This is a genomic window from Pseudoxanthomonas sp. LARHCG66 (assembly GCF_052871755.1).
In genome coordinates this window covers 23,880-39,201 of record NZ_JBIXJW010000002.1, presented here as the reverse complement: position 1 = coordinate 39,201, position 15,322 = coordinate 23,880, and the positions used below count along the sequence as shown (strand labels likewise).

The window sequence follows — 15,322 nt, the reverse complement described above, 5'->3', positions numbered from 1 at the left end:
ACATCTTGTTGCATGGCACTAAAATGCCGAGGCCATCACGGTTGCCGGTCCGCCGGATTTCCTACGATGTCATGGCGGATCCCCGGTCCGCATCCCCCGAACTCCTTTCGCCTGCCAAGGCGGGGAACCTTGCGCATGTCGAACGTCCTCAATATCGCCGATCGGCCCGGTCGGGACACGCGCCTGCTGGACCAGGCGCGTGACGCCGCGATCCCGCCGCTGGTGGACGCCTTCGCGGTGGCACTGGGTCGTTTCGACGATGCGCTGTTCGACCGCGCCGAGCGGGCCGGTCCCTCGCAGATGGCCTTCCTCGACGCGATGCGCGAACTGCGCCGCCGCCGCGAAGACATCATCGTGCGCTTCCGCGCCCATCTGCAGCGGGCCTGGAGCGCGCTGCAGGAAGGGCAGCCGCTGTCCATGGAGCGGGCGTTCGCGCAGGGGTCGGAAGACGGACTGACCCTGATAACGGACCAGGAGCTGGAGTCCCGGCTGGCGGTGCGCAACCTGGCCAGCGTCATCCAGCGCGACTGCAAGCCTGTCCTCGCCCGGCTGGACCGCCGCCTGGGCTGGATCGCCGGCGATGTCGTGCTGGACGTGGAGCTCAACCCCATCGGCCCCGAGCACATCGGCGTGGCCGTCCACCAGGCGTTCTCGGCGTGCGACCTCGCACCCGAGGTCCGGCTGGTGGTGATCAAGCTGTGCGAACGGGACCTGGTGCCCGCGATCGCGCGCATCTATGCGTCGCTGGACCAGCGCCTCATGCAGGTTGGCGTGATGCCGGAACTGCCATCGCGCCGCGCGCCGAAGCCCGAGGCCGGCGCGCCGCCGGACATGGAAAACGAGGCTGACGGTGGCGAAGAGCCCGGCGCACCCGCGTGGGCGGCGCGTTTCCTCAATCGGATGGCGGGCGTGAGCCGTGGCCTCGAAGCCACGCGCGCCGCCCCGATGATGGGCGGCTTCGGCGACGTGCCTCCGGGCTACGGCGCCGCGCCCGGTGCGCAAGGCGTCCTGCTTGAAGCCCTGCACCACCTGTTGCAGGAGTCGCGCCGTGGTCGCGATGCGGGCGATGCGGCGGAAGCACGCGCGGCCGACCAGCGCCAACGTGACCTCTCTCAGCGTGAAATGCTGTCGGTGCTGTCCCTGTTGCAGGCCACGCCCAGCGCCACGCTGCGTGCGGCGATCGGCGACAACGGGGAATCGCTGGCGCAGCGGTTGAAGAACGAAGTACTCAGCAGCGCCATGCAACTGGGCGTGGACCCGTCCACCGCGCGCCTGGCGCCCGTCGACGAGGATGCGATCGACCTGGTCGGCATGCTGTTCGACGTGATGCTGGACGAGCGCGACCTGGAAGGCCGTCCGCGCGAACTGATCGGCCGCCTCGTGGTGCCGTTCGTCAAGGTCGCGCTGCTGGACCGGCGCATGTTCGTGCAGAAGACGCACCCGGCGCGCCGCCTGCTCAACGTGCTGGCGGAGGCCTGCGAGGGCAACAACGGCGAGAGCGCCGCCGAGCGCACCTTGCTGACCAAGGTGGAAGAGGTGGTCGACCGCCTGGTCGCCGAGTTCAACGAGAACCTCGCGATCTTCCTGACGCTGGAAGAAGAATTCCGTGCGTTCCTGGAGCAGCATCGCCGCCGCATCGAGATCGCCGAACGCCGCGCCGCCGAAATCCAGCGCGGGCAGGAGCGCCTTGAAGCCGCGCGTGCGCGCATGAACGCCGAACTGGACGAACGCCTCGCGGATCGCCGGGTGCCGCAGGCCATCGAGGATTTCCTGCGCCAGCCGTGGGCGCACCACGTCACCATGACGGTACTGCGCGAAGGCGAGGACGGCGACGGCCTGCGCGAGTCGCTCACCCTGGCGGACGGCGTGCTGGAAGAACTCACCGAAGCGCAGCGCCATGTCGTCGGCAAGCCCTGGTTGCAGGCGTGGCGACCGGCGCTGCTGAAGGTCTTCGCCAGCGTCGGCATGAACCAGGATGCCGCCGGCGGCGCGGTGGATGCCCTGCACGACACGCTGCAGGCGGTGGCCGCCGCGCGGCCGGACCTGGAAAAAGCGCTGCCGGAACTGCCGCAGGTGGTGCTGCCGAAACCGGTCATCGACGAGGAAGCCACGCCGATCCAGCTGGTCGCCGGTGCGGATACGCTCGAGTTCGACCACAGCGATGCCGACCACTTCCGCAATCTTGCGATCGGCACCTGGCTCGATTTCATCGACAAGGACAACAAGGTGCAGGCGGGCAAGCTGTCGTGGGTCAGCCCGATCTCCTCACGTCTGCTGTTCGTCAATCGCCGCGGCGTACGCTTCTGCGTCGCTTCGCCGGAAGAACTGGCCGCGATGGTGCGCCTGGGCCGCCTGCGTACGCACCAGAGCGAGGATGCCTTCGACAGTGCCATGCAGGGCGTGATCGAGCGCCTCGAACCCGCGCCGTCGCCCGCCGCGGCGGTCTGAGCACACGCCGGGACCGTCGGTCCTCCGCTTCCGCGCGGGGATGCCGCGCTCTGTTAGCATCGCGACACGGATGACCTAACGACGAGGGGCGCATGGCGGTCGAAGTTCGGGTACTGAAGGAAACCGCGACCGGTGAGCGCCGCGTGGCCGCGACGCCGGAAACGGTCCGCAAAATGCTGGCCGCAGGCGCACGGGTGACCGTGGAGCGCGGCGCGGGCCAGGCGGCCGGTTTCGTCGATCAGGCGTATGCCGATGCGGGGGCGGAGCTCGTCGATGGCGAAGGCCGGGAGGGGGCCGACCTGCTGCTATGCGTGCAGCCGCCGGCGCCCGACGCCATCCGCCATTTCAAGACGGACGCCACGCTGGTGGGCGTGCTGCAACCGTCGGCCGATCCCGCGCGCGACGAAGCCCTTCGCGCACGCGGCATCCAGGCGTTCCCGCTCGAGCGGCTGCCGCGCACCACGCGTGCGCAGGCGATGGATGTGCTGAGTTCGCAGGCGGGCATGGCCGGTTACAAGGCCGTGCTGATCGCCGCGCAGCTGGCGCCGCGCTTCTTCCCCATGCTGACCACGGCCGCCGGCACCATCCGGCCATCGAAGGTGTTGATCGTGGGCGCCGGCGTGGCGGGCCTGCAGGGCGTTGCCACGGCCAAGCGCCTGGGCGCGCAGGTGGAGGGCTTCGACGTGCGTCCGGAGACGCGCGAGCAGATCGAATCGCTGGGCGGGAAGTTCCTGGACCTGGGTGTCAGCGCCGCAGGCGATGGCGGGTATGCGCGCCAGCTGACGGACGAAGAGCGCGCGCTGCAGCAGCAGCGGCTGGCGGATCACCTGAAGGGCATCGACGTGGTGGTATGCACCGCGGCGGTGCCGGGGCGGCCCGCACCGAAGATCATCAGTGCGGCGATGGTGGCGGGCATGAAGCCTGGCAGCGTCATCGTCGACCTGGCCGCTGAAACCGGCGGCAACTGCGAACTCACCCGGCCGGGCGAGACCTATGAGCACCAGGGCGTGACCGTGGCCGGACCCCTCAATCTCGCCAGCCTGGGCGCGGTCCACGCCAGCGAGATGTATGCCCGCAACGTGCTCAATTTCGTGTCGCTGTTCGTCAGGGAAGGCGCGCTGCAGTTCGATTGGGACGACGAACTGTTGGCGAAGACGGTGTGGCCGGAGCGGCCGCCGGCGACGCCCGCCGTCCCCTGACGGCGGATCTCAGCGGTCTGGCCGCCGGTCGCGGTCACGCGGCGGCGGCGCGTTGTCGCGCATCCATGCCTCGCGTTGTTCTGGCGTCATCTTCTTCCATTGCTCGCGCAGATCGGCGCGCTGTTCGGGGGTGAGTGTCTTCATGCGGCCGTAGAGCGCGCGTGCCTGTCGGCGCTGGTCGGGGCTCATGCCTTCGAAGCGCTTCATGCCGTGCCGTGCCTGCGCACGTTGCTCGGGCGTCAGCGCCTGCCAGCGCTGTGCACGCTCCATCATGCGGCCGCGCTCGTCCGGCTCGCGGTTCCAGCGGTCGCGCACGGGTGCGATGAGCGCCTCGCGCTGCTCGGGCGTGAGCTTTTCCCACGCAGGCAGCGGCGCGGGTGCGGACTGCGCCCATGCATGGCCGCTGGCGAGCAGCAGGCCGAGGAAGAAAAGACGGGGGGTACGGACCATCATGGGGTCGACTCCATGGCGAGGGGTTGGGCATCGGCGGAAGCCAGCCACAGATACAGGTCGGGGTCTTCATCGAGCGCGCTCGGCACGCCGAGTTCATCGGCGGTGGTGTCGTTCTCCGCCTGAGCAACCGCAGATATGGCGGTAGCCGCCGTGGGTGCGGAGGCATCCGGCGTGCGCGGCAGCCATTGCAGTCCCAGCCCCACCGCGAGCACGGCGGAGAACGCTGTCGCCGTGAGCCAGCGCCACGTACGCGGGCTACCGGACGCCGGGGCGTTGCGCCGGCTCTCGTGGCGGGCGTTGCGCAGTTGCATCAGCGTCTGTGGCGACACCTGTGCCAGGGCGGCCCGGTGCAGGCGACGGGCTTCCTGGTCGAAGCCGTGGTCATTGTCGTGGGTGGGGTTCATCGGAATTCCTCCAGTTGCCGTTGCAGGGCATCGCGCGCACGGGACAGGTGCGTCTTCACCGAGCCCTCCGAGCAGCCCATCGCGCGCGCCGTGTCGGCCACGTCCAGTTCTTCCAGCACGCGCAGGGTGAACGCTTCGCGCTGCCGGGCAGGCAATGCGCGCAGGGCATGCACGAGGCGCGCGTAGGCTTCGCGCTGGTCGTGCGCCTGCGAGGGGCCGGCGCCGTGGTCGGGCGCCCAGTCCACCGGGCCTTCTTCGCCGCGGTCGCCGGTCGGCAGCAGCCAGCGCAGCCGGAAGCCGGCGCGGCGCTGCAGGTCGACGATGCGCCGGCGCAGGATGCTCCAGAACAAGGGCGTCCATTCCGAAGCAGGGCGGTCGGCGTACACCAGCATCTTCATCATGGCGTCCTGCACCGCGTCCAGCGCATCCTCGCGATGGCGCAGGCCGGCTTCGGCGAAGCGGAACGCGCGCGGCCCGATGTCAGCCAGGAACAGATCGAGCGTCGCCGCCAGCGGGCTGGACGGCGACGTTTCCGGCGACGGACTGGGGGCAGTGCTCACCAACATAGCTTAGCGGCCAGTGGCGTGAATCAGCCGCGACGATCCAGGCGGCGGTCGATGCGGTCGCCGCGACGGTCCCACTGCGCTTCGGCGCGCTCGCCCTTGCGGTCCAGGCGGAGGTCGATACGGTCGCCACGGCGCTCCAGGTGCTTCGCGGCGCGGGGATGGCCATGGGTGTCGGCCCACTGCGCGCTGCGGTCGAAGCGCCGTTCGATGCGGTCGCCGCGCGCATCCATGCGGTGCTCCGCGCGGTCGCCCTTGCGATCCAGCCGGTGGTCGATGCGGTCTCCTGCATCGCGCGCGGAGGCGACGCCGGTGGTGCCCAGCAGCAGTACGGTCAGTGCCAGCAGTGACATGCGTTTCATGGTCGGGTCCTCGGGGGTGGGTGGTGCAGGCATGGGAACGCGCTGCGCGGGGCGCGGTTGACAGGCCGGACAGTGGCACCCGCCGGGTTCAGGTGCGGTTATGATGCGGACACACCCTGCGCGCCGCGCAACGGTGTCGACAACGTGGACAGGATGGGGGAGCGGATGAGCGACGGGTTCGTGGCGCTGTACATCTTCATGCTGGCGGCCATCGCCGGGCACGTGATCATTTCGCGGGTGCCGGTGATCCTGCACACGCCGCTGATGTCCGGCTCCAACTTCATCCACGGCATCGTGCTGATCGGTGCGATGGTGGTGCTGGGCCACGCCGATACCACGCTGGAGAAGGCCATCGGTTTCATCGCCGTGCTGCTCGGCGCCGGCAATGCCGCCGGCGGCTACGTGGTCACCGAACGCATGCTGGACATGTTCAAGAGCAGCAAGAAGCCGGGAGACGCCAAATGAGCGCGCTCACCCTGGTGAAGCTGAGCTATTTCGTCGCCGCCACGCTGTTCCTGCTGGGCCTCCAGCGCATGGCCAGCCCGAAGACCGCGCGCAGCGGCATCCAGTGGGCCGGCATGGGCATGCTGATCGCGACGGTTGCCACGTTCTTCCTGCCTGGCCTGCACAACATCGGCCTGATGATCGCCGCCATCGTCATCGGCGTTGGGTTGAACTGGGTGTGGGGCAAGAAGGTGGCGATCACCGACATGCCGCAGATGGTTGCGCTGTTCAATGGCATGGGCGGCGGTTCGGCCGCAGCGATCGGCGCGGTGGAACTGGTGCGCTATTCGTCCGGCGAACCGGCACCGTCCACGTTCACGCTCTCGCTCGCCGTCATCGGCGCGCTGATCGGCGCTGTCTCGCTGACCGGCTCGGTCATCGCCTGGGCCAAGCTCGACGGGCGCATGGACAAGCGCTACACGTTCCCCGGCCAGCAATGGTTCAACGCATTGGTCGCACTGGCTGCCGTGGTCTGCGGCGTGATGGCACTGACCACGCTGGCGATGCCGTGGATCGTCGCGTTCTTCGCGCTGTCGCTGGCCCTGGGCGTGCTGATGACGCTGCCGATCGGCGGCGCCGACATGCCGGTGGTGATCTCGCTGTACAACGCCTTCACCGGCCTGGCGGTGGCGTTCGAAGGTTACGTGCTGGGCAACGAGGCGCTGATCATCGCCGGCACCATGGTCGGCGCGGCCGGCATGCTGCTGACGCGACTGATGGCCAAGGCGATGAACCGGAAGATCAGCAACGTGCTGTTCTCCAACTTCGGCGGCGGCAGTGCGGCGATGCAGGAAATCGGCGGCTCCATGAAGCCCATCGAGGCTGCGGACGTGGCCGCGATGATGGCCTACGCCGAGCGCGTGGTGATCGTGCCGGGCTACGGCCTGGCGGTGGCGCAGGCGCAGCACAAGATCTGGGAGCTCAGCCAGAAGCTGATGGATCGCGGTGTGAAGGTGAAGTTCGCCATCCACCCCGTCGCCGGCCGCATGCCGGGGCACATGAACGTGCTGCTGGCCGAAGCCGGCGTGCCCTACGACCTGATCGCCGACATGGACGACATCAATCCCGAGTTCGCCAATACCGACGTCTCGCTGGTGATCGGTGCCAACGACGTGGTCAACCCGGTCGCGAAGACCGACCCGGCATCACCGATCTACGGCATGCCGATCCTCGACGTGGTGAACTCGAAGAACACCATCGTCATCAAGCGCGGCAAGGGCACCGGCTTCGCCGGCATCGAGAACGCGCTGTTCTACGCTGACAACACCCGCATGCTGTACGGCGACGGTTCCGAGATGGCCAATGCGCTCGTCAGCGAACTGAAAGCGCTCGACGGCGGCCACTGAACCGGCCCTTCCGGCCGGTCAGCGCGCCCACCACGCGGCCAGGAGGGGGGCGGCCGCGAGGGCGGCCACATCGAGCGGGGTCGTGGTCAGCGTCACCAGTGTCCATGCGTGGTGAAAGCCCAGCCGCAGCAGGGAGTCCCACGGATCGAGGCCGAACGAGAGGCCCATCTGGGTAGCGGAAATGCTCCACAGTGCCAGCAGGCAGATCACGGCGGTCACCAGCGCGCCGAGAAGGGCGCGCCAGGCACCCGGGCGCATGCCGGCAAGGCGCAGCACCAGCACCACGTCGACCGCCGCGAGCAGCGCCATCCAGCCGGTCTGTCGCTGCAGGTAGAGCGCCAGCATCACCCAGATCAGCACCACGCTGCCGCCGCCCAGCAGGAGCATCGAGGGGAGCAGCCAACGGTGGGTGCGGCGCGGGGCAGGGGGCATGGAGACTCCGGAAGGGCCGCCAAGGATACGGCCTGGACGCAGCCGCAGGGGTGCGGGGGCTACAATAGGACGCCTTGCAGCGCCCCACGCGCGCCCCCATCTGGTCCGGCATGTACTCCCGCAGCAGCGAACCCGTCCAATTCTCCCGCGATTGCGCCGCCGTCCTGGTGCCGCAAGGGGAGCTCGTCACCCTGCCGGCCGGCAGCTACGGCTACATCACCCAGGCGCTGGGCGGCAGCTATACCGTTTTCGTGGAAGGCAACCTGTTCCGCATTGCCGGCAAGGATGCGGATGCCATCGGCAAGGAGCCCACCGAGCCGCTGTCGCTGCCCGACAACGCCAGCGACGAGGAGGTCGAGGCGCTGGTGTGGAACCAGCTGCGCACCTGCTTCGACCCCGAGATCCCGTTCAATATCGTCGACCTGGGCCTGGTGTACGAAGCCAACCTCAGCAAGCGCGACGACGGCCAGCGCGACGTGGAGGTCAAGATGACGCTGACCGCCCCCGGCTGCGGCATGGGCGAGATCCTGGTGGATGACGTGCGCAGCAAGCTGGAGATGATCCCCACCGTCGCCGACGCCGATGTCGAACTGGTCTTCGACCCGCCGTGGGGCCGCCACATGATGTCCGATGCCGCCAAGCTCGAGACCGGCATGCTCTGAGTCCCGCGCGACTCCCACCCGTTACGCAGAACCGTCAGGAAGGAAGAGATGAACGTCATGAACGCCACCCCGTTGACCTACCGCGTGAACGCCGCCGCGAACGCCAAGTCGTCCGTCGAGCGCGACGCCATCCTCGCCAACCCGGGATTCGGCCTGCATTTCACCGACCACATGGTCGCCATCACGTGGGACAAGGCGCATGGCTGGCATGACGCCGAAGTGCGTGCCTACGGTCCGCTGTCGTTGGATCCGGCCGCCTCGGTGCTGCATTACGGGCAGGAGATCTTCGAAGGCATCAAGGCCTACCGGCATGCCGATGGCTCCATCTGGACCTTCCGCCCCGACGCCAATGGCGCGCGCCTGCAGCGTTCGGCGGCGCGCCTGGCATTGCCCCAGTTGCCGGTGTCCGAGTTCGTGGAGTCGCTGCGCCAGCTGGTCGCGGTCGATCACGCGTGGGTGCCGTCGGCGCCGGAGACGAGCCTGTACTTCCGTCCCTTCATGATCGCCACCGAAGCCTTCCTCGGCGTGCGCGCGGCGCAGGAAGCCGGCTACTACGTCATTGCCAGCCCGGCCGGCGCGTACTTCGCCAAGGGCGTGGCACCCGTGTCCATCTGGCTTTCCGAGGACTATGCGCGCGCCGCCAAGGGCGGCACCGGGGCCGCGAAGTGCGGTGGCAACTATGCCGCGTCGCTGCTGCCGCAGCAGGAAGCCCAGGCGCAGGGCTGTTCGCAGGTGCTGTTCCTCGACCCGGTCGAGGGCAAGTACCTGGAAGAACTCGGCGGCATGAACGTGTTCCTGGTGTACAAGGATGGCCGCATCGTCACCCCGGAACTCTCCGGCAGCATCCTGGAGGGCATCACCCGCTCCAGCATCCTGCAGATCGCGCGCGACCGCGGCCATGCAGTGGAAGAGCGCAAGGTCTCCATCGATGAATGGAAGCAGGGCGTGGCATCGGGCGACATCAGTGAAGTGTTCGCCTGCGGCACCGCCGCCGTCATCACGCCGATCGGCCAGTTGAAGGGCAAGGATTTCGCCGTGGGCGACATCGGTGCGCCAGCAGGTGAAGTGACGATGGGCATCCGCAAGGAACTGACCGACATCCAGTACGGGCGCCTTCCGGATCGCCATGGCTGGCTGGTCAAGCTGCGCGACTGATCCTCGCCGCCCGGTCGTTGAAAAGCCCGCTGAAAAGCGGGCTTTTTTGCGTAGGGAGACCGCGCTCCTGCGAATAAAAAATTCGCGCGCCATCACGCCTCCACTACGTAAATGAATCTACGCGTCGCTGTCCACCGGTGACTTCGCTACATGCGTGTAGCCCAACGATTACGTTTGCAACATGCTGTCGCGAAGTGTGTCTTTCATCGCTGATTCATCGGGTCGCGCTCCGCTAGTTTCTGGATGCGCCACGCACTGCGTGGTCGTGTACCCGGTCGAACGCAACCGCCCGTCCACCCCCTCCCGTGCCAGCCATGCGCCCCCGACCGGGCTTTTGCCGCATTCGCGGCTTTCAACCTTTGAGGGAGAGTCTGATGTCTGCAATTGCAAAGCGTGGTTCGTGCCTCCGCCTCCTGTGCCTGTCGTCGGCCGTGATCGCCTCGTTGTATGCGTTGCCTGCGATGGCGGGTCGTGTGGACATGAGCGGTCTGCAAGTGGAAGAACCCGGCGGCTACGATCGTTTCATCGTGAAATACCGCGATGGCAGCGCCGAAAGCGGTGATGCATCGCAGTTGCAGCGCTCGCTGAGCACGGCCGCCAGCACCGGCGTGGCCAAGCGCGGTGGCCGTGCGCTGGGCCTGCAGAAGTTGCGCCGCCTGGCAGCGGGCGGTGCGGACGTCGTGCGCGCCGACCGCAAGCTGGACCGGGTGGAGGCCGAATCGCTGATGCGCCAGCTGGCGGCCGATCCGAACGTGGAATACGTCGAAGTCGACCAGCGCATGTACGCATTGCTGACACCGAACGACACGCGCTTCTCCGAGCAGTGGGGCTTCGGCACCACCACCTCGGGCATCAACGTGCGGCCTGCCTGGGACAAGTCCACCGGTGCGGGCGTGGTGGTAGCCGTCATCGACACCGGCATCACCAATCACGCCGACCTCAACGCGAACATCCTGCCGGGCTACGATTTCATCAGCGACACCTTCGTGTCGCGCGATGGCAACGGCCGCGATTCCAACCCGAACGACGAAGGCGACTGGAATCCCGTCGCAGGCGAGTGCTATGCCGGCTCGCCGGTCACCAACTCCAGCTGGCACGGCACCCACGTGGCCGGCACGGTGGCGGCGGTGACGAACAACGCCACCGGCGTGGCCGGCACCGCGTTCGGTGCCAAGGTGGTGCCGGTGCGCGTGCTGGGCCGCTGCGGTGGCCTGACTTCCGACATCGCCGACGCCATCACCTGGGCCTCGGGCGGCACGGTCAGCGGCATTCCCGCCAACGCCAATCCCGCTGAAGTGATCAACATGTCCCTGGGTGGCGGCGGTACCTGTTCGGCCACGTACCAGAACGCCATCAACGGCGCCGTCGGACGTGGCACCACGGTGGTGGTGGCGGCGGGCAACAGCAACACCAACGTGTCCAGTGCCGTGCCGGCGAACTGCCCGAACGTGGTCGCCGTGGCGGCGACGACGTCGGCCGGATCGCGTGCCAGCTTCTCCAACTACGGCACCGGCATCGACATCTCCGCGCCCGGGCAGAGCATCCTGTCCACGCTCAACACCGGCACCACCACCGCCGGCAGTGCCAGCTACGCCTCGTACAACGGCACGTCGATGGCTGCGCCGCACGTGGCGGGCGTGGTGGCGCTGATGCAGGCCGCCGCGCCTTCACCGCTCACGCCGGCGCAGGTGGAAAGCATGTTGAAGAGCACGGCGCGCGCACTGCCGGGCACATGCTCGGGCGGTTGCGGTGCGGGCATCGCCAACGCCGATGGCGCGGTGGTGGCGGCGCAGGGCGGCACGCCGCCGGGCGGCGGCACGCAGACCTATACCAACACCACCGACTACAACATCCCGGACAACAACACCACCGGCGTCAGCAGCAGCATCGCGGTATCGGGCCGCACCGGCAACGCGCCCAGCAATGCCCAGGTCGCGGTAAACATCGTGCACACGTACAAGGGTGACCTGATCGTCGACCTGATCGCGCCGGACGGATCGGTCTACAACGTGCACAACCGCAGTGGTGGCAGCGCCGACAACATCGTCACCACGTACACGGTGAACCTGTCCAGCGAAGCGCTCAACGGCAACTGGAGCCTGCGTGCGCGTGATCGCGCGAGCGTGGACACGGGTTACATCAACAGCTGGAGCATCACCTTCTGAGGATTGCCCCCGAGGGGAGCACAGGGAGGTGCAGGAAGAACCCCGGCTTTGGCCGGGGTTCTTTTTTTTATGTCACCTTCCATAGCGGAGGTGGAGACCTCACCCCAATCACATTCTCTGCAACTCCTGCCAAGTCGCATCGACGTTTGGCGTCAGCTAGGATGAGGTACATTCTTTCGATGAGCGACTGATGTAGATATGGCAGTCAGCGCGGACTCGCTCTCACGGACTTGAAGGACCGGCGACGGCGCGCCAGCGTTAATCAACAGGAGGTTGTAGATGCATAGGACGCTTTTCGTCAGTCTCACAATGGCGGTGGCCGTGAGTGCTTGCGGGTCTGGTTACCGCAACGCATCCCATCAGCCGGGTACGCTCTCCCCAAGAGCCATGTCGCTTGGCTCGATGCTCCCGAGTGCGCCTCCCGCTACTCCCGATCCCTGGATTCCATATGCGGTGGAGAAAGGCATGGGTGCGGAGTGGTGCCCGGAAGACCCCAGCGACGATAGCGGAAGAACACGATATGGCGGGCTCAACAGAGCATGCTTCGGTTTGCTGCCCCGGCATCTCGCTGAAGTGCTCGTCGCCATCCCAACAGAGCACATCTTCCTACCGACTGACGTCCGAGCCGATCAGGCGCGTCGACCCCAGCCCTACCTGGCGCTGCCAGGGCGCGGGAAACGGCCAGACTTCATGGCAAGTATCGATATTCTGGAAGGCATCCAGGTGCGCTCGTTCGAGGGGACGCAGTCGTCCGACACCATCTATCTGGTGATCGGCCCTTTCAAGTGCATCGATAACGATCCCTTGATAGCACGGGAAGGCGAGTATCTGGTGGAGACGGAAGCCTGCAAGTCGGCGCATGCCGAGCCGCGACTCTACAAGTGGTCGCCCAAGGGGAGTTTGCGCGACGTTACCAGGGAGTACCTCCCAAAGCCTGCGATGACGCAGGCCGAGCAGGCACTGACCGCGCCCTTCATGCCCTATCTGGAGACCACGAAACTGGATCATGCGCCGGTCATGCGGTGGACGATTCCTCTCAAGGATGCATCGCCTACCAGTCGGGCGGACGCCTATGACGATGATCCGGTCCCGATGCCTGACTGGGTGCCAGAGACCAAGCGACTGGGGAATGGATTGCATCTTGGTTTTGTGGTCTGGAATGGGAAGAGCTTCGAGCTCCGGCAGCGGGCTCCCCGAGCGCTATGGCCCCTGCCCAACTGCGATCTGCTGCGGCCGGATGTGAGATGTCGTGAGAACGACCGAGCTCGAGTCGAGCACCAAGACCCGTTCGTCGACAAGGACAGCAGTCGCCAGCCAAGAAGGATGACGCGATGACCAAACCCCAGCTGAGCGATGTTACGGATATCGACATGCACGCGTCAGCGTGCCAACTAGTCGAGCCATTTCCGAAAGAGCGCGACGACCAGCTGCAGCACCACAAGTACTGGGGAGAGATCTTACTGAGCGTACTCCTCCTCACCGTACTTCCGGGTTGTCAGAGCGGGTTGAAGCCGCGATCCGACAGCATCCAGCGATCTGCCGTGGAGAAAATTCACGCTGAGGACATGCCCGACGACAACGGGTTCATGGAGATGCGCCTTGGTGATGCGCTGATCACCCTGGAGTCGGATGGCTGTTCCAGCCGGATGATCAGCAAGCTGATATGCAGCAACGTCCGTCTGACTGTTTCGACTCCCACGTTACGTCGTCAGACGCTGCTTCTGCCGGAAGTCTGGCTTCCAAGGGCACTCCCACCCGACAGTCCTGACGAGACCGGCTATCGCGGATCCCTGGACAAAGGGTTCGCCGAGGGTTGGCACGGCGTCATGCTGTCCGACATCAATGACGACGGATACGAAGATCTGGTCGTCTGGAGTGGTTCCGACGGCACCTATGGCGATCCGTCCTACACCTACTTTCTGTATGACGCGAGGCCCCGTCGCCTCGTGGAGAACAAGGAATTGGCGAAGCTGATGGAGTGGCATTCCCTGTCGCGCATCGTCGATGGCCGCCTGTTTGCCTGGTATCGCAGCGGGCCATGCGATCGCGGCGAAAAGGTGATCGGCATTCGTGGCAGCACTGCGGAGTTGCTGGCGAGCAGGGACTACACCACCTGCGGAGAGCATGCCCTGGAGGGTGAAGAGATCTTCGATGATTCATGGATGAAGCTGGAAGGAGAACCAAGGCGATGAGTGATGGATACGGACGCAGTGCAGTTTCCCCGATCACCCGCGACCAGGCAGTGCGTCTGATCGTGCGGACGTGTATGGAAGAGGGAGTCACGGATGAACGTCAGATCGCCTACGTATTGGCGACCGCAGAGCACGAAAGCCAGAACTTCACCAGCCCCGAAGAGGCGCACGGTCGCAAGCAGGCGGCGCGAAAGGGCTATGAGGGCAATGAGCAAGACGGCTACAGGGGCGGCGAGGAATATTTCGGCCGCGGTTACGCACACCTCACCCATTGGCGGAACTACCAGCACGTCGGTGGATCGCTTGGGCGAGGCGACGGGCTGGCGCGTGAACCCGTCCTCGCAGCGGAACCGGAAATTGCTTCCCGGGTCCTCGTTGTCGGCATGCGTGACGGCCTGTTCACAGGGCGCGGACTGGACGACTACATCACTGCCGACAATGTCGACTATCTAAACGCCCGAAGGATCGTGAACGGCACCGACCGGGCCGCTGATGTCGCCGCACTCGCACGGAACTGGGAGCCGGGTATAGACGATCTGGTCACCTCAGTCCAACGTCATGGCGTCGATTTGATGCCGGTGCCGGAAGCGCGCCAGGCCGATACGCCGCTCCAGCGTGGTGACGCCAACGCGCGCGCGTTCGAACTGCAGCAGTACCTTGCCGCTTTGAACATTACGAATGCAGCGGGCCAGAGATTGTCTCCAGACGGCGACTTCGGGCGTTCGACCGAACAGGCCGTGAGCACCTACCAGCGCACGGCGGGAATCGACCCGCCGACCGGAACGGTGGATCAGGCATTGTTCGACCGGATCCGAGGCGATGTCTTGCGGGCCAATCCAGACTTCCGGCTCAAGACCATCATGGATTTACACGGGCCGTTGAACGATGGAGTTCTCGGCCCCGGTGAGCGAGGCGATGCGGTCGCCGAGTTGCAGGAGCAGTTGCAGGGGCTCGGCTTTCGCGGAAGCAATGGGCGGCCGTTGGCCATCAGTCGCAGCTACGACAACGCCACCTTGGAGGTCGTTCGCCGATTCCAGGACGGCGCGGGCATTGCTCCCGCGAACGGATTGGCCGATGAACGTACCCGCGACGCGATCAATTCCCGGGCGGTGGAACAAGGGCTGCAGGAAGCGACCGAAGTGGTGCGTCGCAGAGAGCTACAGGACGCCCGACAACCGCAGCAACCGCGAGACCGGGAAGTAGATCAGCGTCAGGGCACGCATCGCGACCTGCCCGGGCCATTCAACGAATTGATGGTGGACAACTATCTCGCGGCCATCCTGTCCGGCGATAGTGCGGCCGCTGATCGAGCGGCAATCGCGTTCGCACGCTCCGCAGAAGGCCGGCACATGGAAGCACAGGGAGTCCAATGGCTTTCCCAGTACCAGGCCGCCGAGCAGGCCCAGGCCCAGGACCGGCAGATGGCGCGCTAGCTGA

The 15,322-nt window shown here is 66.5% G+C and carries 15 protein-coding genes; 10 read left to right on the top strand and 5 right to left on the bottom strand.

Translation table 11 applies throughout. The features are described from left to right. The first annotated feature begins 135 nt into the window (after positions 1-135). Positions 136-2,448 (top strand): DUF1631 domain-containing protein, encoded by a 2,313-nt coding sequence (locus ACIPRS_RS07055; protein ID WP_337731339.1) that lies wholly within the window; start codon positions 136-138, stop codon positions 2,446-2,448. A 92-nt stretch (positions 2,449-2,540) separates the two neighbouring features. Next, positions 2,541-3,647, top strand: coding sequence for an NAD(P) transhydrogenase subunit alpha (locus ACIPRS_RS07050; protein WP_446538048.1), 1,107 nt, complete (start codon positions 2,541-2,543; stop codon positions 3,645-3,647). Between the two features lie 9 nt (positions 3,648-3,656). On the opposite strand, the gene ACIPRS_RS07045 is transcribed toward ACIPRS_RS07050, so the two are convergent. From ACIPRS_RS07045 to ACIPRS_RS07030, 4 genes are read right to left on the bottom strand one after another with little or no spacing between them, the layout of a single operon-like run. After that, positions 3,657-4,097, bottom strand: coding sequence for a DUF3106 domain-containing protein (locus ACIPRS_RS07045; protein WP_446538441.1), 441 nt, complete (start codon positions 4,095-4,097; stop codon positions 3,657-3,659). Beyond that, positions 4,097-4,504, bottom strand: coding sequence for a hypothetical protein (locus tag ACIPRS_RS07040; RefSeq protein WP_446538047.1), 408 nt, complete (start codon positions 4,502-4,504; stop codon positions 4,097-4,099). The genes ACIPRS_RS07045 and ACIPRS_RS07040 overlap by 1 nt, the downstream gene beginning before the upstream one ends. Then, a complete protein-coding gene (locus tag ACIPRS_RS07035; protein WP_446538046.1) occupies positions 4,501-5,070 on the bottom strand; it encodes an RNA polymerase sigma factor in 570 nt (189 codons plus the stop codon). The genes ACIPRS_RS07040 and ACIPRS_RS07035 overlap by 4 nt, the downstream gene beginning before the upstream one ends. Before the next feature lie 23 nt (positions 5,071-5,093). Next, positions 5,094-5,429, bottom strand: a complete 336-nt coding sequence (locus ACIPRS_RS07030) for a hypothetical protein (RefSeq protein WP_446538045.1) — start codon at positions 5,427-5,429, stop codon at positions 5,094-5,096. A 165-nt stretch (positions 5,430-5,594) separates the two neighbouring features. Between ACIPRS_RS07030 and ACIPRS_RS07025 the strand changes: the two genes are divergently transcribed. Then, positions 5,595-5,894: an NAD(P) transhydrogenase subunit alpha gene (locus ACIPRS_RS07025; RefSeq protein WP_142125856.1), complete on the top strand. Its 300-nt coding sequence runs from the start codon at positions 5,595-5,597 to the stop codon at positions 5,892-5,894. Beyond that, positions 5,891-7,279: an NAD(P)(+) transhydrogenase (Re/Si-specific) subunit beta gene (locus ACIPRS_RS07020; RefSeq protein WP_337731334.1), complete on the top strand. Its 1,389-nt coding sequence runs from the start codon at positions 5,891-5,893 to the stop codon at positions 7,277-7,279. The genes ACIPRS_RS07025 and ACIPRS_RS07020 overlap by 4 nt, the downstream gene beginning before the upstream one ends. Positions 7,280-7,297: 18 nt before the next feature. Here the strand turns inward: ACIPRS_RS07020 and ACIPRS_RS07015 are convergent, their stop codons facing one another. After that, the gene (locus ACIPRS_RS07015) at positions 7,298-7,711 is read right to left on the bottom strand and encodes a hypothetical protein (RefSeq protein ID WP_446538044.1); all 414 of its coding nucleotides are present in this window, start codon (positions 7,709-7,711) and stop codon (positions 7,298-7,300) included. A 110-nt stretch (positions 7,712-7,821) separates the two neighbouring features. On the opposite strand from ACIPRS_RS07015, the gene sufT reads away from it, so the two are divergent. The 6 genes from sufT to ACIPRS_RS06985 all read left to right on the top strand — a co-directional run bounded on the left by sufT (position 7,822) and on the right by ACIPRS_RS06985 (position 15,318). Next, positions 7,822-8,373, top strand: a complete 552-nt coding sequence (gene sufT, locus ACIPRS_RS07010) for a putative Fe-S cluster assembly protein SufT (RefSeq protein WP_192202406.1) — start codon at positions 7,822-7,824, stop codon at positions 8,371-8,373. A 57-nt stretch (positions 8,374-8,430) separates the two neighbouring features. Beyond that, complete coding sequence (locus tag ACIPRS_RS07005) at positions 8,431-9,528, top strand: branched-chain amino acid aminotransferase (RefSeq protein ID WP_337731910.1); 1,098 nt, start codon at positions 8,431-8,433, stop codon at positions 9,526-9,528. A 374-nt stretch (positions 9,529-9,902) separates the two neighbouring features. After that, entirely contained in the window at positions 9,903-11,693 is a 1,791-nt protein-coding gene (locus tag ACIPRS_RS07000; protein WP_446538043.1) for a S8 family peptidase, read from the top strand. Between the two features lie 465 nt (positions 11,694-12,158). Beyond that, positions 12,159-13,028: a hypothetical protein gene (locus ACIPRS_RS06995; protein WP_446538042.1), complete on the top strand. Its 870-nt coding sequence runs from the start codon at positions 12,159-12,161 to the stop codon at positions 13,026-13,028. After that, positions 13,025-13,885, top strand: coding sequence for an XAC2610-related protein (locus ACIPRS_RS06990; RefSeq protein WP_446538041.1), 861 nt, complete (start codon positions 13,025-13,027; stop codon positions 13,883-13,885). Before ACIPRS_RS06995 ends, ACIPRS_RS06990 begins: the two co-directional genes overlap by 4 nt. After that, positions 13,882-15,318 carry a peptidoglycan-binding domain-containing protein gene (locus ACIPRS_RS06985; protein ID WP_446538040.1) on the top strand — a complete coding sequence of 479 codons (1,437 nt, stop codon included), beginning with the start codon at positions 13,882-13,884 and terminating at the stop codon, positions 15,316-15,318. The genes ACIPRS_RS06990 and ACIPRS_RS06985 overlap by 4 nt, the downstream gene beginning before the upstream one ends. Positions 15,319-15,322: the final 4 nt, after the last annotated feature.